Source organism: Streptomyces sp. NPDC015345, from assembly GCF_043078805.1.
GTDB lineage: Bacteria > Actinomycetota > Actinomycetes > Streptomycetales > Streptomycetaceae > Streptomyces.
Map to the genome: position 1 here is coordinate 328,849 of NZ_JBIBTX010000001.1, position 19,314 is coordinate 348,162.

The window sequence follows — 19,314 nt, forward strand, 5'->3', positions numbered from 1 at the left end:
TGGGGGACAGCGGTGAAGTCTAATCCGGGGCACTGACAGCGGGCGGGCACTCGGGAGTACGGTCGTGCGTTGGAAGAGGCGGAGCGCCTGCCCGGTACGGGCGGAATCTCCGCCCCCACCCGCCCACCACTGTCCCGCACGACCCTGTAACCAGGAGGCACCCAGCGATGTCCGTCCCGCAGCCCACGGCCGATCAGCGCGGCGAGCAGATCCTCGCCGTCTTCGGCACCGCGTTCGGCGAGCTGCTTGCCGCGGACCCCGCCGCGTTCCGGGTGAAGTTCCGCAAGATGGCCTCCTCCGCCTTCGCGTTCTACCGCGGCACGGCCTGCCTGTTCTACGCCGACCTGGCGCGCGAGCAGCACGGCGGGCCGTATCTGGACGACCGCACGGGCCGGGTGTGGATCCACGGCGACCTGCACGCCGAGAACTTCGGCACGTACATGGACGCCCAGGGCCGCCTGATCTTCAACGTGAACGACTTCGACGAGGCGTACGTAGGCCCCTTCACCTGGGATCTGAAGCGCTTCGCCGCCTCCGTGGCCCTGATCGGCTACTCGAAGGCACTGAGCGACGAGCAGATCTCCGAGCTGGTGCGGATCTACGCCGCGGCGTACCGCGAGCGCATCCACGACCTCGCGACCGGCGCCAAGAGCGACGAGGTGCCGCCCTTCACGCTGGACACCGCCCAGGGGCCCCTCCTGGACGCGCTGCGCGACGCGCGCTCCCTGACCCGCTTCGGGCTGCTCGACTCGATGACCGAGATCCGCGACTTCGAGCGCCGCTTCGCGCCGGGCGGCGGCTCCATCGAGCTGGACGCCGCCACGCGTTACAAGGTCCTCGCGGCCTTCGACGGCTATCTGGAGACGCTGCCGGAGTCCTCGCTCACCCGCCCCGACTCCTACCGCGTGAAGGACGTGGTGGGCCGGCGCGGCATCGGCATCGGCTCGGCGGGCCTGCCGTCGTACAACATCCTCCTGGAGGGCAACAGCGACGCCCTGGAGAACGACGTCGTGATCTACCTCAAGCAGGCGCAGACCCCGGCCGTCTCGCGGCACATCACGGACCCGGCGGTGCGCGGCTACTTCCAGCACGAGGGCCACCGCACGGTCATCTCGCAGCGCGCGCTCCAGGCGCACGCCGACCCGTGGCTCGGCTGGACGGAGCTGGACGGCGCGGGCCAGCTGGTCGCCGAGGTGTCGCCGTACGCGGTGGACCTGGACTGGTCGGACATCGACGACCTGGAGGAGATCTCGGAGGTCGTCGCCGACCTCGGCCGCGCCACCGCCACGATGCACGCCGCGGCGGACGACGAGAGCGGGCACTCGGACCTGGTGCCGTTCTCCACGGAGCGTGCCATCGACGCCGCGATCGCGGCCGACGAGAGCGGCTTCGGGGAGCTGCTCGTGGACTTCGCGCACACCTACGGGGCACGCGCGCGTGGCGACCACCAGATCTTCGTCGACCTGTTCCGCAACGGCCGGATCCCGGGCCTGTAGCCGCCCCGGGTGCCGATGCGGAACTCATGGGCACCCTTGAGGGCGCTCCTACAGGAACCCATGGCACACTCCTCCGCGATGGACATATCCGGGACCCAGCTCAGAGCCGTGCGCGCGGCGCTGTTCACGGCACTCGTCGTGACGCTCTCCGCCGCGTCGCACGTGCTGCTGTCCCGGGTCCCCCTGCCGCTGACCACCGTCGCGGCGATCGCCGCCGCCGTCTTCGTCCTCGCGTACGCGCTGGCGGGCCGCGAGCGCGGCTACGGGCGGATCGCCGCCCTGCTGATCCCGCTGGAGCTGGCGGCCGACACGGTGTTCACCGCCGGCCAGCACGTCTGTTACGGCGAGGCGGGCGGCCCGGTCACCGGCCCGCTGCGCTCCGTCGGCTTCGACGTGCTGTGCGGTGGCACGCCCGTCGGGACGCCGCTGGCCCGGATGACCGCGGACGGCCACGGCGGCGCCGCGGCGCTGCTCGCCGACGCCGACCCGGGCGCCGCCTGGCTGCTGCTCGGGGCGCACGTGGGCGTGGGGCTCCTGGCGGCGGCGTGGCTGCGCCGCGGTGAGCGCGCCCTGGCCCAGCTCCTGCGCGCGGTCGCCGCGGCGTCGTTCCGGCCGCTGCTGCTCGCGGTCGCCTCGGTGACCGTGCCGCGCACTCCCGTACGCCGCCTGCCGCGCCCCGAGCGCCGGGCGCGCGTCACCGCCACGCGCCTGCTGGTGCACTTCGTGGGGCGGCGTGGACCGCCGCGCTCGGCGATCTTCGCCTGAGCACGAGTACGGCACCCCCACGCAGTTCACCCACACGGAGAAAAGATCATGAGCAAGCGCAACAGCCAGGCCGCCAAGTCCGCCGCCCGTGAGCGGATCCGCGCTCAGCAGGAAGCCGAGCGGAAGCGGGAGAAGCGCAAGCGCGCGGCCATCGTCGGCGTCTCGATCGTCGGCGTCATCGCGATCGCCGGCGGCGTCGGCTACGCGGTGATGCAGGCCAACAAGCCCGGCAAGCCCGGCAAGTGGGAGAAGGCAGCCGACGCGAAGGTGGTCGCCCCGGCCAACACCTCGGGCAAGAACGGCACCACGCTCACGCTCGGCAAGTCCTCCACCAAGAACACCGTCCACCTGTACGAGGACCCGCGCTGCCCCGGTTGCGCGGCCATGGAGCAGTCCATCGGCTCCGCGGTCGACAAGGGAATGAAGGACGGCGACTACAAGCTGTCCTTCACCATCGGGACGTTCCTCGACAACAACCTCGGCGGCGAGGGCTCGAAGAACGCGCTGAGCGCGCTCGGCGCCGCCCTGAACGTCAGCCCGGACGCGTTCCTCGAGTTCAAGACCGCCCTGTACTCCGCGAAGTTCCACCCGTCGGAGTCCACCGACACGTTCGCGGATGACGACGAGCTGCTCAAGGTGGCCGACACGGTCGACTCACTCAAGGACAACAAGAAGTTCGAGAGTGCCGTCAAGAAGGGCACCTTCGATGCCTGGGCCATCAAGATGAGCGACTCCTTCCAGTCGGCCGAGGGCGTGGAGTCGACCCCGACGATCAAGGTCAACGGCAAGGTGATCGAGACGCCGAAGACCCCGGACGCCTGGAAGGCCGCGCTGAAGACGGCGGGCGTCACGAAGTAGCGCGCGCTCAGCCTTCCGCGTAGCGCGCACTCTGCCTTCCGCCGAAGAGCGGGCCAATTTTCCCCGTTGGCCCGCTCTTCGTCCATACTGGTCAGTAATGTGATCACTCGTGACCAGTAGCCTCCCTTCCGCACCTACAGGTGCCTCAACTCCCAGTCGCCGCACGGTCGTCAAGGCCGCTGCCGCCACCGCCGCACTCGCGGCCCCACTCGCCACGGCATCCCTCGCACACGCCGCCGAGAGCCCCGCCTTCCTGCACGGTGTCGCCTCCGGTGACCCGTTGCCCGACGGCGTCCTGCTGTGGACCCGGGTGACGCCCACCCCGGACGCCGTGCCCGGGTCGGGCAAGGGGCCCGATACGGAGGTGCGTTGGGAGATAGCCGAGGACAAGGGCTTCTCCAGAGTCGTCAGCAGGGGCAGCACCACCGCGCGGGCGGCCTCCGACCACACGGTCAAGGCCGACGTAAGGGGCTTGCGCCCAGCGACCACCTATTACTTCCGCTTTTCCGTAGGCGACGCCTCCAGGGTGCACTCCCTCGTGGGCCGCACCCGCACCACTCCCGCGCACGAAGCCACCGCGCACGGCGTCCGGTTCGGCGTGGTCTCCTGCGCCAACTGGGAGGCGGGGTACTTCTCGGCGTACCGCCATCTCGCGGACCGCACCGAACTCGACGCGGTCCTGCACCTCGGGGACTACATCTACGAGTACCGGAGCGGTGAATACCCGACCGCCGACGACGTCGTACGTCAGCACGAGCCCCGGCACGAGATCATCACCCTCGCCGACTACCGCGTCCGGCACGGCGCGCACAAGACCGACCCCGACGCGCAGGCGATGCACGCCGCGCACCCGGTCGTCGCGATCTGGGACGACCACGAATTCGCGGACAACACCTGGTCGGGCGGCGCCGTCAACCACAGCGCGTCCGAGGGTCCTTGGGCGCAGCGCATGGCGGCGGCCAAGCAGGCGTACTTCGAGTGGATGCCCGTACGCCCCTCGACCGAGGGCACGGTCCACCGCCGCATCCGCTTCGGCAGGCTGGCCGATCTGCACCTGCTCGACCTGCGGTCCTTCCGCTCCCAGCAGGCGGGCACCGGCAGCGGCGCGGTGGACGATGCGGACCGTACGCTGACGGGCCGCGCGCAGCTCGACTGGCTGAAGGCGGGCCTCGCGTCCTCGGGGGCCGCCTGGAAGCTGGTCGGCACCTCGGTGATGATCTCGCCGGTCGCCTTCGGCTCCCTGCCCGCGCACCTCCTCGCGCCCCTCGCGGAGTTGCTGGGTCTGCCCAAGGAGGGCCTCGCCATCAACACCGACCAGTGGGACGGCTACACGGACGACCGCAAGGAACTCCTGGCCCACCTGCGGGACAACGAGATCCAGGACACCGTCTTCCTGACCGGTGACATCCACATGGCGTGGGCGAACAATGTGCCGGCCAAGGCGGCCACGTATCCCCTCTCGCCCTCGGTCGCCACGGAGTTCGTGGTCACTTCGGTGAGTTCGGACAACATCGACGACATGCTCGACGTCGCCCCGCACACCGTCTCGCTGGCGGCCGCGGCGGCCATCAAGGCGGCCAACCGCCATGTGAAGTGGCTGGACATGGACTCGCACGGCTACGGCGTCCTCGACGTCACCGCCGAGCGCGCGCAGATGGACTACTACGCCCTCTCCGACCGGACCGACCCGAAGGCGACGTCGTCCTGGGTCCGTTCCTACCGCACGCTCAGCGGCACGCAGAAGGTCGAGCGGGTGCACGAGCCGGTGCGCTGAGCCCGCGGGGGCGTGCCGGAGGCCGTCAGAGCGTCTCCAGGAAGCCGGTCGCCGTGCGCCACGTCGCCTCCGCGGCCTCGGCGTCGTAGTCGTCGAGGTCCGGGTCGGTGAAGAGGTGCCCGGCGCCCGCGTAGCGGTAGATCTCCACGTCGGCCCCGGCGCGCCCCATCCGCAGGTACCACGCGCTCAGCCAGTCGTCCGACTCGAAGGGGTCGGGCTCCGCCACGTGCAGCTGCACCGGCAGGCCGTCCACGGACGCGTTCTCCGCGATGTCGGAGGTGCCGTGCAGGAGCAGCAGGCCGCGCGCCTTGTCGTCGCCGAGCGCGAGGGTCTGCGCGGTCGCGGCGCCGAGCGAGAAGCCCGCGTAGACGAGGCCTCGCTCGGAGTAGGGGGCGGCGGCCAGGATCGCCCTCTTCAGGAGCTCGTCCTTGCCGAGTCCGTCCTGAAAGGCCATGCCTTCCTCGACGGTGTCGAAGGTGCGCCCCTCGAAGAGATCGGGGGTCCACACCTCGTGCCCCGCGGCGCGCAACCGGTCCGCGGCCGCGTGCACCGCGGGCCGCAGCCCGTACGTCGAGTGGAAAAGCATGATGTTCATGGGGTCAATCGTGCCATCCGTACCGGGTACCCCGTTTTCAATGTCATGCACCTGGCACCCCTGCCCGCGGATGTACGGACGCGGTACCCCTACCCTCGGAGCCATGGAGAACGTACTGCGTCCGTTGATCGTGATCGGCGGCTCGGTCGTGCTCACGGTGGCGATCGGCTGGCTGGTCGACTTCGCCATGCGCCGGGCCGACGAGCGGCACCACGAGACCCCGCTGTGGGGTCTGCTGCGCCGCTGCCGGGTGCCCTTCCACGTCGTTCTGTGTGCCGCCCTGCTGAGAGGCTCCTACGGGCACGCGGAGCTCGCCAGGAACCACTCGCAGGCCATCGGGCGGATCCTGTCCCTCGTGCTCATCGGCTCCACGGCCTGGCTGGTGGTGCGGATCGCCGCGGCGATAGTGGAGTCCTCGTACGCCCGCTACGCCGCGGTCCACCGCGATCCGGCCCGGGTGCGCAGGGTCCGTACGCAGGTGACGCTCATCCAGCGGGTCGTCACCGCGATCGTCGCCGTCGTAGCGGTCGCCGCGATGCTGCTGACCTTCCCCGCCATGCAGGCCGCGGGCACCTCGCTGCTCGCCTCGGCCGGCATCCTCGGCATCGTCGCCGGTGTCGCGGCCCAGTCCACTCTCGGCAACCTCTTCGCGGGCCTGCAGATCGCTTTCGGCGACATGGTGCGGATCGGGGACACCGTGGTGGTGGCGGGCGAGTGGGGCACCGTGGAGGAGATCACCCTCACTTTCCTGGCCGTCCGCACCTGGGACGAGCGCCGGATCACGATGCCCGTGTCGTACTTCACGTCCAGGCCCTTCGAGAACTGGTCCCGTGGCGGCGCGCAGATGACCGGCACGGTCTTCTTCCACCTGGACCACTCCGCGCCGGTCCACGAGATGCGCGAGAAGCTCCGGGACATCCTGCGCGAGTGCGCGGCGTGGGACGGCAGGGACTGGGGCCTCGCGGTCACGGACACGACGCCGAGCACGATGCAGGTCCGCGCCCTGGTCACCGCCAAGGACGCGGACGACGTCTGGACGGTGCGGGTCACGGTGCGCGAGCAGCTGATCCAGTGGCTGACGGAACACCATCCGTACGCCCTGCCGCGCATCACCACGGCCTGGGCGGAACCCTCCCCGAACGGCCACGACCCGCACCCCCTGACCCCGGAGATGCCCCGCACCGGACGAGGCTGAGCCCGCGACGCCACCTGCCGCCTCAGCGCAAGCTGCGCACGTCGAGGTGATGCAGCACCCGGTCGACGATCTCCGGGTCGGCACCGGGCTCGCTGCGCGCGGCGAGGACCTCGTGGCGGGCGGCGGACATCATCTCGCGCTGGATGCGCTGGAAGGCCTTCAGGCGGTCCACGCGCCGCGCGTACCGCTCGCGGCGCTCCTCGTCGACCATGTCCGGGCTGATCCTGGCCCCGATGTCGAACGCGCCGCGCTGCAACCGCTCCGAGACCTCCTCCGGGAGCTCCTCGACCTCCTCGATCTCCTTGAGGCGGCGCTTGGCGGCCTTGGCGGCGCGCACCGCCAGCTCGCGCTCCAGCTCCCGCTCCGCGCCGGCGTCGGCCTGCACCCGGAGCTTGCGCACCAGCCAGGGCAGCGTGAGCCCCTGCACGACGAGGGTCGCCATGATGACGCAGAACGCGATGAAGATGATCTCGTCTCGGGCCGGGAACGGAGACCCGTCGTCCGTCTTGAGCGGGATGGCGAGCGCGAGCGCCACGGAGGCCACGCCGCGCATACCGGCCCACCACATGACGACGGTCTCGCGCCAGCTCGTCGGAATGTCCTCGTCGAAGTCCCGGCGCTTGTGGAGCCGCTTGGCGAGCCACGTCGCGGGCAGCAGCCACAGCAGCCGTACGCCGACGACGACGCCGACGATCGCCGCGCCCCAGCCGAACATCTCCCACTCACGGCCGCTCGCGATGCCGAAGACGTTGTGCAGTTCGAGCCCGATGAGCCCGAACGCGGCGCCGGTCACCAGGGTGTCGACGATCTGCCAGAACGTCTGGCCGGTGATCCGCCCGAGCACGTCGTCGGCGTCGACGGCGTTCTCCGCGAGGTAGAGCGCCGTGGTCAGGACGGCGAGCACACCGGAGCCGAGCATCTCCTCGGCCAGCACATAGCTGACGAACGGCACGAGCAGCGTCAGGCCGGTCTGGAGGGTGGCGTCGCCGAGCAGCATCATGAGCTTGTTCGTGAGCCAGCCGAGCACGAGCCCGACGAGCACGGCCACCACGGCGGACAGCACCAGCCGGCCCGCGGCGGACGGCCAGGAGAAGGTGCCGCTCACCGCCGCCGCGATCGCCACGTGGTAGAGCACGATCGCGGTGACGTCGTTGAAGAGCCCCTCGCCCTCCAGGATCGACACGAGCCTGCGGGGCAGCCCGAGCGAACCCGCGACGGCGGTCGCGGCGACGGGGTCCGGCGGCGCGACGAGCGCTCCGAGCGCGACGGCCGCGGCGATCGGCAGCCCGGGCACCAGGGCGTTGGCCATGGCGGCGACCGCCGCCGTGGTCACGAACACCAGGGCCACGGCGAGCAGGAAGATGGGCCGCCGGTTGGCCGCGAACTGCCGCCAGGACGTGCGCTGCACGGACGCGTAGAGCAGGGGCGGCAGGACCAGCGGGAGGATGTAGTCCGGCGGGATCTCGACATTGGGCACGAACGGCAGGAGGGCCATGCCGATGCCCGCCAGCGTCATCAGCACCGGCGCGGGCAGCCCGAGCCGGTCCCCCAGCGGTACCGTGACAACGGCCCCCAGCAGCAACACGAGCAGCAGCGCCAGTTGATCCACGGTGCGCCCTCCGGGCGGTCGAGACTCCAACGATCAAGACCTCAACCCTGCCACGCGTCCGTTGCGAACCGGACGACCGCGCCCCACTTTCCGCGCTCGCGGCGGTGACCCGGGGCGCGCGGCCCATGCCTAGGCGTCAACGCAGGCGCAGCGCCTTCCGCATCGCCTGGTGCGGAATTCCGGCGTCCGGGAACTCAGGTCCGTACGCCTCATACCCCAGGCGCTCGTAGAAACCCAGGGCCTGTGTCTGCGCGTGCAGGTCGACCGCCGTCAGGCCACGCGCGCGTGCCGCGTCCTCGATGGCGCCGACCAGGGCCGCTCCGACGCCGAGGCCGCGCGCGGCCCGCGTCACCGCGAGCCGGCCGAGCGCGCCGACGGTGGCGTCCCCGCCGTTCTTCGCGGCGGCCGCGGCGCCGGTCAGGAGCCGCCCGGTGCCCAGCGGAACGCCGTCCTCGCGCACCGCCAGAACATGCACCGCCCCCGCGTCGTACTCGTCGTACTCAAGCTCTTCGGGCACCTGCTGCTCGGCCACGAAGACGTCCTTGCGGACCGCGAAGCAGGCCGCCAGGTCGTCCGGATCCCGAGCGACCCGGATCGTCACATCGCTCACGAACTCTCCGCCCGCACCCGGTCGAGCGCCTGCTGGAGGTCGTCGGGGTACTGGCTCTCGAACTCCACCCACTGCCCGTCGCCCGGGTGCTCGAAGCCGAGCCGGACCGCGTGCAGCCACTGCCGCGTGAGGCCGAGCCGCTTGCCGAGCGTCGGGTCCGCGCCGTACGTCAGGTCGCCCACGCAGGGGTGCCGGTGTGCCGCCATGTGGACGCGGATCTGGTGGGTGCGCCCGGTCTCCAGCTTGATGTCGAGCAGGGAGGCGGCCCGGAAGGCCTCGATGAGGTCGTAGTGCGTCACGGAGGGCTTGCCCTCGGCCGTGACCGCCCACTTGTAGTCGTGGTTGGGGTGCCGGCCGATGGGGGCGTCGATCGTGCCGCTCATCGGGTCGGGGTGGCCCTGCACCAGCGCGTTGTAGCGCTTGTCGACCGTGCGCTCCTTGAACTGGCGCTTCAGGGAGGTGTACGCACGCTCCGACTTGGCGACCACCATGAGGCCGGAGGTGCCCACGTCCAGGCGGTGCACGATGCCCTGGCGCTCGGCGGCACCGGAGGTGGAGACGCGGAAACCGGCCGCCGCGAGGCCGCCGATCACGGTCGTCCCGGTCCAGCCGGGGCTCGGGTGCGCGGCCACGCCGACCGGCTTGACGATCACGACGATGTCGTCGTCGTCATGCACGATCTCCATGCCCTCGACGGGCTCGGCCACGACCTGCACCGGAGCGGGCGCCTGCGGCATCTCCACTTCCAGCCAGGCGCCGCCGTGCACCCGCTCGGACTTGCCGACCACCGAGCCGTCGACCGAGACCTTCCCCGCCGCGGCGAGCTCGGCGGCCTTCGTACGGGAGAAACCGAACATGCGGGAGATGGCGGCGTCGACGCGCTCGCCCTCCAGGCCGTCCGGCACGGGCAGGGTGCGGATCTCGGGAATCGTGCTCACCCATTGAGTATGCAGGAGCCCACCGACACTCCCCGACCACAGGTCGCATACGGGGCGGGGCCTCAGTCCTTGTGGACGGTGCCGTCCGGGTCGAGTCCGCGGAAGGACAGCAGCACGATCAGGATGCCGCCGCAGACGATCGCCGAGTCCGCGAGGTTGAAGACCGCGAAGCCCTTGGGGGCGATGAAGTCGACCACCGCGCCCTCGAAGACGCCGGGCGCACGGAAGATCCGGTCGGTGAGGTTGCCGAGCGCGCCGCCGAGCAGCAGACCGAGCGCGATCGCCCACGGCAGGCTGTACAGCTTGCGGGCGAGGCGGGCGATCACCACGATGACGGCGGCCGCGATGCACGTGAAGATGATCGTGAAGGCCTCGCCGAACCCGAAGGCCGCGCCCGCGTTCCGGATCGCGTTGAAGCGCAGCCAGTCGCCGACGATGTCGATCGGCTCGTGGTGCTCCAGCTTCGCGACCACGATCATCTTGCTGATCAGGTCGAAGGCGTAGGCGACGGCGGCGACGACGAAGAGCACGGCGATCCTGCGCCTGCCCCTGGGCTGCTGCCCGTCCTCGCCCGCGACCTCGCCGGACTGCTCCGGCTCGCCCCCGCCCGTCTCAGGGTTGTCCGGCGTACCGATGATGCGCTCCGCCTCTGCCACGTGAGTCCCTCGACCTAGGTACCTGACTGGGGACGAGGGTACGGCACACACGTACGGGTCCAGGCGTTCAGGCCGTGCTCAGGAGCGCCGTTCCTGCTTCTGCTTGCACTCCACGCATAGCGTCGCGCGCGGGAAGGCCTGCATGCGCGCCTTGCCGATCGGGTTGCCGCAGTTCTCGCAGAGGCCGTACGTCCCCGCGTCGAGGCGTTCCAGGGCGCGCTCGGTCTGGACGAGCATCTCGCGCGCGTTCGCGGCCAGGGCCATCTCGTGCTCGCGCGTGATGTTCTTCGTACCGGTGTCCGCCTCGTCGTCGCCCGCGCCGTCCCCGGAGTCCCGCATAAGCCCCGCGAGGGCCCGCTCGGACGCCGTGATCTCGGTGGTCAGCCGCAGCGCCTCGCTCTGGAGGTCCGTGCGGGCCTGCGCGACCTCTTCCGGCGTCCAGGGGTCCTCGCCCGGCCGGACCGCGAGCTCACCGGCGTCGGCCGCGGCGGCACGCGCCTTGGGCACCGCCGTCGGCTTGGTCGCTGCGGTCGCCGTGCCCGGAGTCTTCTTCGCAACCACTGTCGTGGCTCCCGTCGTCTCCGCGGCCTCAGCCGCATCTTCGGCCGCGGACGCGACCGTCTTCTTCGCCGTGCTCTTCTTGACCGTGCTCTGCTTCGTCGTGCTCTGCTTGGCGGCGCTTTTCTTCGCGGGGCTCTTCTTGGCGGGCGCTTCCCCGGCCGGGGCCATGCCTGCCGCGGAGTCGGTCTCGCCCCCGACGTCCGCCTCTCCCTCCAAGTCCAGGTCCCGGTCCGCGCCTCCCGCGGCAATCCCTTCCCCGGCAGGAGTCGCTTCCCTCACGGAAGCCTCCGCCCCCGCATGGCCCACATCCCTCGCGGGGGTCGCCTTCCGCAGCGGGGTCGCCTCCTCCATCGCCATCTTCCCTGCCTGCTCAGCCGTCTTGGCAGCGCTCTCAGAAGCCTCGTCCGCACCCATCCCGGAAGCGGATGCCTCCGCGGCTACCGCCCCGTCGGCAGAGGCTTTCTTGCCCACCGACTTCTCGGCGGAAGCCTCCTTGGAGGAAGCATTCTTCGCGGCGGCCTTCTTGGCGGTGGTCTTCTTGGTAGCGGTCTTCTTGGTAGTGGCCTTCTCGGCGCCGGCTTTCTTGGCCACGGCCTTCTTCACCGCGGCCGCGTCCGGCACAGCCGCTTCCGGCGCGGCCTCGCCAGGCGCGGTCGGCTCAGGCGCGGCCTTCTTCGCGGGGGCCTTCTTGGCCGCCGCCTCCTTGGCCGCCGCCTTCTCGGCTGCCGCCCCCTCCATTGCCGTGTTCTCGACCGCCCCCTTCTTAGCTGCCGTCTTCTTGGCGGCAGTCTTCTTAGCTGCCGTCTTCTTAGCTGCCGTCTTCTTAGCTGCCGTCTTCTTAGCTGCCGTCTTCTTAACTGCTGCCTTCTTGGCTGCCGCCTTCTTGGCCGCCGCCTTCTTAGCGGCAGTCTTCTTAGCCGCGCCCTGCTCAGGCGCGGCCTCCTTGGCCACCGCCCGTTTGACCGCCGCCTCCTTGGCCACCGCCTTCTTCACCACTGCCCCCGACGTCTCCGCCCCCCGCACCGCCGCCCCAGACACTCCCGCCCTCTTCCCCGCCGCCTCATCCCCCGACATCGCTCCCGGCCCCACATGGACCTTCCGCGCGACCTCCCCCGCCGCATGCATGCCATTGGCCACGTACGCCTCGTGCCCGCGCCTCTCGCCGCTGCCGCTCACATCCTTGGCCGTCGTCCCGGCCGCGCCTGTGGATCTGCCGGACGCCGACTGCTGTACGGCGGTCTTCTTCGCCACCATGGCCGCGGCCCCTTCACATATTGTGATCTTGCACGCGAATCGTTCTGGGACGATAAATCGACTCCAGGCCCGCGGCAACGGGGCACGCCGCCCGATCCGCCCGCCACGCCGGTCCCGCGGGGCGAGTCTGCAAGCGTTGTGCCCAACTCCCTGCCGGGTAATCCGCCGGCCGACGCGCGCCGGGATCCCGCGCCCCGCATGTCGCCATTCGGGGCAGTCCGCGCCCCGCACCCCGCGCCCCGCGCGGTCCCGCGAAAACCGTTCGGCCACGCTTCCCGGGCGCCGTACACTGAACGGCAGCGAGAAGCGTGGATGGGGACGAGTAGCGGCGTACGCAGCCATGAGCGACCCGGGGACGGTGTGAGCCCGGGGGCGAGCGCGACGTGAAGATCACCCCGGAGCCGCCGGAAGAAAGCCGAGGCCTTCGGGCCGAGGCGAGTAGACCCGGTATCGCGACCCCAATGAGGGGGCTCACCGGCACGGAGCACCGTTCCGGAGAGCCAAGGAGGGTGGTACCGCGGGAGCGCGCCGCACCAGGCGCACACGGCTCTCGTCCCTCCGACGGAAGGCAGCACATCCGCCGGAGGAGCCCGTGAATACGCCGCCGCAGTACCGACAGGTACCCGCCCAGGTCGACCTGCCCGCCCTCGAGCACGCCGTGCTCGACTTCTGGCGCGAGCAGAAGATCTTCGCCAAGAGCCTGGAGCAGTCCGAAGGCCGCCCCGAGTGGGTGTTCTACGAGGGCCCGCCGACCGCCAACGGCATGCCGGGCGCCCACCACATCGAGGCCCGCGTCTTCAAGGACGTCTTCCCGCGCTTTCGCACCATGCGCGGCTACCACGTGGCCCGCAAGGCCGGCTGGGACTGCCACGGCCTCCCCGTGGAGCTCGCGGTCGAGAAGGAACTCGGCTTCAACGGCAAGAAGGACATCGAGGCGTACGGCATCGCCGAGTTCAACGCCAAGTGCCGCGAGTCCGTGACCCGCCACACCGACGCCTTCACCGAGCTGACGACCCGCATGGGCTACTGGGTCGACCTCGACGACGCGTACCGGACGATGAACCCCGAGTACGTCGACTCGGTCTGGTGGTCCCTGAAGGAGATCTTCAACAAGGACCTGCTCGTCCAGGACCACCGCGTCGCCCCCTGGTGCCCGCGGTGTGGCACGGGCCTGTCCGACCACGAGCTGGCGCAGGGCTACGAGACGGTCGTCGACCCGTCCGTCTACGTCCGCTTCCCCCTCACCTCCGGCCCCCTCGCGGGCGAGGCCGCCCTCCTGGTCTGGACGACGACGCCCTGGACGCTCGTCTCCAACACCGCCGTCGCCGCGCACCCCGACGTCACCTACGTCGTCGCGACGGACGGCGAGCAGAAGCTCGTCGTCGCCCAGCAGCTCGTCGAGAAGGCGCTCGGCGAGGGATGGGAGACGACCGGCGAGACCTTCACCGGCGCCGAGATGGAGCGCTGGACGTACCAACGTCCCTTCGAGCTGGTGGAGTTCCCGGCTCCGGCGCACTTCGTGGTCAACGCCGAGTACGTCACCACCGAGGACGGCACCGGCCTCGTCCACCAGTCCCCCGCCTTCGGTGAGGACGACCTCAAGGTCTGCCGCGCGTACGGCCTGCCGGTCGTGAACCCGGTCCGCCCGGACGGCACCTTCGAGGAGGACGTCCCGCTCGTGGGCGGCGTCTTCTTCAAGAAGGCCGACGAGGCCCTCACCAAGGACCTCGACGACCGCGGCCTGCTCTTCAAGCACATCGCGTACGAGCACAGCTACCCGCACTGCTGGCGCTGCCACACGGCGCTGCTCTACTACGCGCAGCCGTCCTGGTACATCCGCACCACGGCCGTCAAGGACAAGCTCCTCCAGGAGAACGAGAAGACCAACTGGTTCCCGGAGTCGGTCAAGCACGGCCGCTTCGGTGACTGGCTGAACAACAACGTCGACTGGGCGCTCTCCCGCAACCGCTACTGGGGCACCCCGCTGCCCATCTGGCGCTGCGAGGACGACCACCTCACCTGCGTCGGCTCGCGCGCGGAGCTCTCCGATCTGACCGGCACCGACCAGTCGGGCCTGGACCCGCACCGCCCCTTCATCGACGAGATCACCTTCGCGTGCCCCAAGGAGGGCTGCGCCGGCACGGCCACGCGCGTGCCGGAGGTCATCGACGCCTGGTACGACTCGGGCTCGATGCCGTTCGCGCAGTGGGGCTATCCGTACAAGAACAAGGAACTCTTCGAGAGCCGCTACCCCGCGCAGTTCATCTCGGAGGCCATCGACCAGACCCGCGGCTGGTTCTACACGCTGATGGCCATCGGCACCCTGGTCTTCGACAAGTCGTCCTACGAGAACGTGGTCTGCCTCGGCCACATCCTCGCCGAGGACGGCCGCAAGATGTCCAAGCACCTGGGCAACATCCTCCAGCCCATCCCGCTCATGGACCAGCACGGCGCCGACGCGGTGCGCTGGTTCATGGCGGCCGGCGGTTCCCCGTGGGCGGCGCGCCGCGTGGGCCACGGCACCATCCAGGAAGTCGTCCGCAAGACGCTCCTCACGTACTGGAACACGGTCGCCTTCCAGGCCCTGTACGCCCGTACGTCGAAGTGGGCCCCGAGCGACGCCGACCCGGCGCCCGCCGACCGCCCGCTTCTGGACCGCTGGCTGCTCAGCGAGCTGCACGCGCTGACCGACCAGGTCACCCAGGCCATGGAGGGCTACGACACGCAGCGCGCGGGCAAGCTCCTGTCCGTCTTTGTGGACAACCTCTCCAACTGGTACGTACGCCGTTCCCGTCGCCGCTTCTGGCAGGGCGACAAGGCGGCCCTGCGCACCCTGCACGAGGTCGTCGACACCGTCACGCGCCTGATGGCGCCGCTGACGCCGTTCATCACGGAGCGTGTCTGGCAGGATCTGATCGTGCCCGTGACGCCGGACGCCCCGGAGTCCGTGCACCTGGCCTCCTGGCCGGAGGCGGACCTGACCGCCATCGACCCGGAGCTGTCCCGGCAGATGGTCCTCGTACGCCGCCTGGTCGAGCTCGGCCGTGCCACGCGTGCGGAGTCGGGCGTCAAGACCCGCCAGCCGCTGTCCCGCGCGCTCGTCGCGGCGTCCGGCTTCGACGCGCTGGGCCCGGAGCTGCATGCCCAGATCACGGAGGAGCTGAACGTCTCCTCCCTGGCGTCACTCTCCGAAGTCGGCGGCTCCCTGGTCGACACCACCGCCAAGGCCAACTTCCGGGCGCTCGGCAAGCGGTTCGGCAAGGGTGTCCAGGCGGTCGCCAAGGCCGTCGCCGAGGCCGACGCCGCCGCCCTGTCGCTGGCGCTGCGCGAGGGCACGGCCTCCGTCGAGGTCGACGGCGAGACGGTGACGCTGGCCCCGGACGAGGTCATCATCACGGAGACCCCGCGCGAGGGCTGGTCGGTGGCCTCCGACTCCGGTGCCACGGTCGCCCTGGACCTGGAGATCACTGAGGAGCTGCGCCGCGCGGGCCTCGCCCGTGACGCGATCCGCCTGATCCAGGAGGCCCGCAAGAACAGCGGCCTGGACGTCGCGGACCGGATCGCCCTGCGCTGGACGTCCACGGACCCGGAGGTGCTCACGGCGCTCTCCGACCACGCCGGGCTCATCTCCGACGAGGTGCTCGCCACGGAGTTCGCCCAGGGTGAGGCGGACGACACATTCGGGCAGCCGTTCACCGACGACTCCCTGAAGCTGACGTTCCGCCTGCGCAAGGCGTAAGCGCGCCCGAGCACACGGCCGAAGGCCCGGCCCCGCCAAGAAATCTTGGTGGGACCGGGCCTTCGGCGTTGCGTACCCACGTACAGACGAACGTTCCTGTACGACGCCACCGGGCGCGCCTAACACCACCGGACGCGCAGAACACCCCCGGACGCACAAAAGGGCCGGGCCCCCAGAGAGACTGGGGGCCCGGCCCTGAACGCTGCCGACGCCTAAGGCGCGGTCACGCCCGTCAGTTGTCGTCCTCGTCGATGAGGAAGCCACGCATCGGCGACGGGGCCTGCTGCATCGGCTGCTGGCCCTGCGGCCGCACCGGCGCCATCGGCTGGGTCATCGCCGGCGACATCTGCTGCTGGCCGCCGTAGGACGGACCGCCGCCCTGCTGGTTGCCGCCACCCATCGACTGGTTGCCGCCGTAGGACGGGGCACCCGCGCCGGCCGGAGCCATCGACGGCGCCGGGGACGGCGGCAGCGAGGCGGTGGCAGGCGTACGCGGCGGGGCCAGCGAGTCGTCGGCCTGCGTCTCCAGCTGGCGCAGCTGCGACTCCAGGTACGACTTCAGACGCGTGCGGTACTCGCGCTCGAAGCCGCGCAGGTCCTCGACCTTGCGCTCCAGCGTGGCGCGAGCGGACTCCAGGGAGCCCATCGCGACGCGGTGCTTCTCCTGCGCGTCCCGCTCCAGGGCGTCGGCCTTGGCACGGGCGTCACGCTCGAGGCCCTCGGCGCGCGAACGGGCCTCGCCGACGATCTTGTTGGCCTCGGAACGGGCCTCCGCGATCGCCTGGTCGGCGGTCTGCTGCGCAAGGGACAGCACGCGTGCGGCGCTGTCGCCACCGGGGCCCTGACCGGGCTGCGGCATCTGCGGACCACCCATCGGGCCGCCACCCATGGGACCACCCATGGGGCCGCCCATCGGACCCTGACCCATCGGGCCGGGGCCCTGCGGACCACCCTGCTGGCCATGCTGCTGGCCATGTCCGCTGGGGCCTGCGGGCAGCTGCGGTGCGCCGCCGGGCAGCTGAGGCGGGCCACCCATGGGGCCACCCATCTGCTGCTGCGGCGGGACCGGCTGCGGTCCCGATATAGCGGCGGGCACCGGAGCACCCGGACCTCGCTGGTCCTGCGGCCCGTCGGGACCCTTGCGCATACCGCCCTGCTGCTGGTTCTGAGCAGCGGCGCGGGTGGCGGCGGCCAGCTTGGCGCGCAGGTCCTCGTTCTCGCGGAGCAGGCGAGTCAGTTCGGCTTCGACCTCATCGAGGAAGGCATCGACCTCGTCCTCGTCATAGCCTTCTCGGAGGCGGACGGTCGTGAACTGCTTGTTCCGCACGTCCTCGGGGGTCAACGGCATCTCTTCACCTCAACGTAGTCGTCGGCATTCGGCAAGAACGTAGCTGACATCGAGCTCACAGCCGGCTCACGACGGAGATCAGGATGTAGACGATGATCATCAGTACGAAGAAGGACAGGTCGAGCGCCACGCCCCCGAGACGCAGCGGCGGAATGAACCGCCGCAGAAGCTTGAGCGGTGGATCAGTGACAGTGTAGGTGGCCTCCAGAACGACCACCATCGCCTTGCCGGGTTGCCATGAGCGGGCGAACTGGAAGACGTAGTCCATGACCAGTCGGAAGATAAGCACGATGAGGAAGCACATCAGCGCGATGTAAAGCACCTGCAAGACCACGCTCATGTTCGCGGTTCCCTCTCCCCTGTTACTCGTGCTTCGTCGTTCCGGTACTGCGTCTTGCTTGCGACTACTGCGTCACTTGCGTCTCAGCTCTGGTTGAAGAACCCGCCCTCTGCGATGCGAGCCTTGTCCTCCGCCGTTACATCGACGTTAGCAGGCGACAACAGGAACACCTTCTGCGTCACGCGCTCAATGCTGCCATGGAGACCGAAGACCAGACCGGCGGCAAAGTCGACAAGTCGCTTCGCGTCGGTGTCGTCCATCTCGGTCAGATTCATGATCACCGGAGTGCCCTCGCGGAAGTGTTCCCCGATGGTACGGGCCTCGTTGTAGGTCCGGGGGTGCAATGTGGTGATGCGGTAGGGCTCCCGCTCGGACACGACCTTGGGCATGATCACCGGTGCGTTCTTCTCCAGGCTCTGGCGTTCAGGTGTGATGGATGCCACGGGGGCGATTCGTGCCGGACGTCCGGATTCCGCGGCTAGCGAAGCGGAATGGGCCACCGGCTCACGGGGGGCGGGGGGCTGCACCACTCGTACCGATTCGTCCCTTTGGGACTGATGGGATTGGTGTGACTGGTGCGACTGGTGTGGCGGTTCATGCCGCCTGCGGTCGCGCTCGGGCTCCGGCTCGGGTTCGAACTCGTCATCGGGGTCGAACCCCGCTCCGTCGTACCCATCGTCCTCCACGAGGCCGAGGTAGACCGCCATCTTGCGCATCGCGCCGGCCATGCTCTGAGTCCTCCGCTCTGTGGTGGATCGGCTGTCGTCACCAACTGCCCGCGATCCACGTGGTATCCCCGCCTCAACAGCGAGAATGACCATATTTTCTGCTGTGGTCCGACTTCTTGGCGACGTTACCCGAGCCCGGGTCGGACTCCGAGTACCGCCGTACCGACGCGCACATGTGTCGCCCCGGCCGCCACGGCCTGTTCGAGGTCCGCACTCATCCCTGCTGACACCATGTTCGCAGCCGGATGAGCCGCGCGCATGAGGGTTGCGAATTCCATCAGCCGCTCGAACGCCGCCTGTTGCCGTCCCGCGTACGGACCGGTGAGCGGCGCGACGGTCATCAGACCGTCGAGACGCAGTCCCGGCGCCCCGGCCACGAGGTCGGCCAACTCTTCGATTCCGCCGGGGCCGACACCCCCGCGCTCCCCCCGCCCGTTCTCCTCGGCGTCGAGCGCGACCTGGATCAGGCAGCCGAGTTCACGCTCCGCGCGAACGGCGGCCGCCGAAAGGGCCGTGACGAGCTTGGGCCGGTCCACAGACTGCACCAGATCGGCATAACCGACCACGGAACGCACCTTATTGGTCTGCAACTGACCGACAAAGTGCCAGGTAAGGGGGAGATCCGTGCACTGCGCGGCCTTCGGTGCCGCGTCCTGGTCGCGGTTCTCCGCGACGTGACGCACTCCGAGTTCCGACAGGATTCGCACATCGCTCGCCGGATAGGTCTTGGTGACCACGATCAGGGTCACCTCTTCCCGCTTGCGCCCGGCCGCCGCGCACGCCGCGGCGATGCGCTCCTCGACCTGCGCGAGATTTGCTGCGAGTTGAGTCCTACGGTCCGTCATGCC

The 19,314-nt window shown here is 70.2% G+C and carries 16 protein-coding genes; 6 read left to right on the forward strand and 10 right to left on the reverse strand.

Annotated elements, in window-relative coordinates:
• Positions 1-167 precede the first annotated feature (167 nt).
• The 4 genes from ACF062_RS01570 to ACF062_RS01585 all read left to right on the forward strand — a co-directional run bounded on the left by ACF062_RS01570 (position 168) and on the right by ACF062_RS01585 (position 4,893).
• Positions 168-1,496 carry a DUF2252 domain-containing protein gene (locus ACF062_RS01570; RefSeq protein WP_392134293.1) on the forward strand — a complete coding sequence of 443 codons (1,329 nt, stop codon included), beginning with the start codon at positions 168-170 and terminating at the stop codon, positions 1,494-1,496.
• Between the two features lie 78 nt (positions 1,497-1,574).
• Positions 1,575-2,261, forward strand: coding sequence for a hypothetical protein (locus tag ACF062_RS01575; RefSeq protein ID WP_392136418.1), 687 nt, complete (start codon positions 1,575-1,577; stop codon positions 2,259-2,261).
• Positions 2,262-2,309: 48 nt separating this feature from the next.
• Positions 2,310-3,119: a DsbA family protein gene (locus tag ACF062_RS01580; protein ID WP_392134295.1), complete on the forward strand. Its 810-nt coding sequence runs from the start codon at positions 2,310-2,312 to the stop codon at positions 3,117-3,119.
• 109 nt (positions 3,120-3,228) lie between these two features.
• A complete protein-coding gene (locus tag ACF062_RS01585) occupies positions 3,229-4,893 on the forward strand; it encodes an alkaline phosphatase D family protein (protein WP_392134297.1) in 1,665 nt (554 codons plus the stop codon).
• 25 nt (positions 4,894-4,918) lie between these two features.
• Here the strand turns inward: ACF062_RS01585 and ACF062_RS01590 are convergent, their stop codons facing one another.
• Complete coding sequence (locus ACF062_RS01590) at positions 4,919-5,488, reverse strand: dienelactone hydrolase family protein (protein ID WP_392134298.1); 570 nt, start codon at positions 5,486-5,488, stop codon at positions 4,919-4,921.
• Positions 5,489-5,591: 103 nt separating this feature from the next.
• Here ACF062_RS01590 and ACF062_RS01595 point away from each other — a divergent pair, with 103 nt between their 5' ends.
• The gene (locus tag ACF062_RS01595; RefSeq protein WP_392134301.1) at positions 5,592-6,683 is read left to right on the forward strand and encodes a mechanosensitive ion channel family protein; all 1,092 of its coding nucleotides are present in this window, start codon (positions 5,592-5,594) and stop codon (positions 6,681-6,683) included.
• 22 nt (positions 6,684-6,705) lie between these two features.
• Here ACF062_RS01595 and ACF062_RS01600 read toward each other — a convergent pair whose 3' ends face one another.
• From ACF062_RS01600 to ACF062_RS01620, 5 genes are all read right to left on the reverse strand, one after another.
• The gene (locus tag ACF062_RS01600; RefSeq protein ID WP_223774113.1) at positions 6,706-8,292 is read right to left on the reverse strand and encodes a Na+/H+ antiporter; all 1,587 of its coding nucleotides are present in this window, start codon (positions 8,290-8,292) and stop codon (positions 6,706-6,708) included.
• Positions 8,293-8,428: 136 nt separating this feature from the next.
• Complete coding sequence (locus tag ACF062_RS01605) at positions 8,429-8,902, reverse strand: GNAT family N-acetyltransferase (protein WP_392134304.1); 474 nt, start codon at positions 8,900-8,902, stop codon at positions 8,429-8,431.
• Positions 8,899-9,840: an RluA family pseudouridine synthase gene (locus tag ACF062_RS01610; protein WP_392134306.1), complete on the reverse strand. Its 942-nt coding sequence runs from the start codon at positions 9,838-9,840 to the stop codon at positions 8,899-8,901. Before ACF062_RS01610 ends, ACF062_RS01605 begins: the two co-directional genes overlap by 4 nt.
• A 62-nt stretch (positions 9,841-9,902) precedes the next feature.
• On the reverse strand, positions 9,903-10,496 hold the full coding sequence (gene lspA / locus ACF062_RS01615) for a signal peptidase II (protein WP_223774116.1): 594 nt from the start codon (positions 10,494-10,496) through the stop codon (positions 9,903-9,905).
• Positions 10,497-10,574: 78 nt separating this feature from the next.
• The gene (locus tag ACF062_RS01620) at positions 10,575-12,050 is read right to left on the reverse strand and encodes a histone H1-like repetitive region-containing protein (RefSeq protein ID WP_392136421.1); all 1,476 of its coding nucleotides are present in this window, start codon (positions 12,048-12,050) and stop codon (positions 10,575-10,577) included.
• 853 nt (positions 12,051-12,903) lie between these two features.
• Between ACF062_RS01620 and ileS the strand changes: the two genes are divergently transcribed.
• Positions 12,904-16,050 (forward strand): isoleucine--tRNA ligase, encoded by a 3,147-nt coding sequence (ileS, locus tag ACF062_RS01625; RefSeq protein WP_392134308.1) that lies wholly within the window; start codon positions 12,904-12,906, stop codon positions 16,048-16,050.
• A gap of 232 nt (positions 16,051-16,282) precedes the next feature.
• Here ileS and ACF062_RS01630 read toward each other — a convergent pair whose 3' ends face one another.
• The 4 genes from ACF062_RS01630 to ACF062_RS01645 form a co-directional block, all read right to left on the reverse strand.
• The gene (locus ACF062_RS01630; RefSeq protein WP_320591241.1) at positions 16,283-17,398 is read right to left on the reverse strand and encodes a DivIVA domain-containing protein; all 1,116 of its coding nucleotides are present in this window, start codon (positions 17,396-17,398) and stop codon (positions 16,283-16,285) included.
• 55 nt (positions 17,399-17,453) lie between these two features.
• Positions 17,454-17,738 carry a YggT family protein gene (locus ACF062_RS01635; RefSeq protein ID WP_055528652.1) on the reverse strand — a complete coding sequence of 95 codons (285 nt, stop codon included), beginning with the start codon at positions 17,736-17,738 and terminating at the stop codon, positions 17,454-17,456.
• An 83-nt stretch (positions 17,739-17,821) separates the two neighbouring features.
• Positions 17,822-18,466 carry a cell division protein SepF gene (locus tag ACF062_RS01640; protein ID WP_223774119.1) on the reverse strand — a complete coding sequence of 215 codons (645 nt, stop codon included), beginning with the start codon at positions 18,464-18,466 and terminating at the stop codon, positions 17,822-17,824.
• Positions 18,467-18,591: 125 nt separating this feature from the next.
• A complete protein-coding gene (locus tag ACF062_RS01645) occupies positions 18,592-19,311 on the reverse strand; it encodes a YggS family pyridoxal phosphate-dependent enzyme (RefSeq protein WP_392134312.1) in 720 nt (239 codons plus the stop codon).
• Between the last annotated feature and the right edge of the window lie 3 nt (positions 19,312-19,314).

What these genes read in the sequence shown, in the direction of transcription:
- ACF062_RS01645 (WP_392134312.1), bottom strand. Translation starts at nt 19,311, where the DNA reads ATGACGGACCGTAGGACTCAACTCGCAGCAAATCTCGCGCAGGTCGAG.
- ACF062_RS01595 (WP_392134301.1), top strand. Translation starts at nt 5,592, where the DNA reads ATGGAGAACGTACTGCGTCCGTTGATCGTGATCGGCGGCTCGGTCGTG.
- ACF062_RS01575 (WP_392136418.1), top strand. Translation starts at nt 1,575, where the DNA reads ATGGACATATCCGGGACCCAGCTCAGAGCCGTGCGCGCGGCGCTGTTC.
- ACF062_RS01580 (WP_392134295.1), top strand. Translation starts at nt 2,310, where the DNA reads ATGAGCAAGCGCAACAGCCAGGCCGCCAAGTCCGCCGCCCGTGAGCGG.
- ACF062_RS01640 (WP_223774119.1), bottom strand. Translation starts at nt 18,466, where the DNA reads ATGGCCGGCGCGATGCGCAAGATGGCGGTCTACCTCGGCCTCGTGGAG.
- ACF062_RS01590 (WP_392134298.1), bottom strand. Translation starts at nt 5,488, where the DNA reads ATGAACATCATGCTTTTCCACTCGACGTACGGGCTGCGGCCCGCGGTG.
- ACF062_RS01635 (WP_055528652.1), bottom strand. Translation starts at nt 17,738, where the DNA reads ATGAGCGTGGTCTTGCAGGTGCTTTACATCGCGCTGATGTGCTTCCTC.
- ACF062_RS01570 (WP_392134293.1), top strand. Translation starts at nt 168, where the DNA reads ATGTCCGTCCCGCAGCCCACGGCCGATCAGCGCGGCGAGCAGATCCTC.
- ACF062_RS01630 (WP_320591241.1), bottom strand. Translation starts at nt 17,398, where the DNA reads ATGCCGTTGACCCCCGAGGACGTGCGGAACAAGCAGTTCACGACCGTC.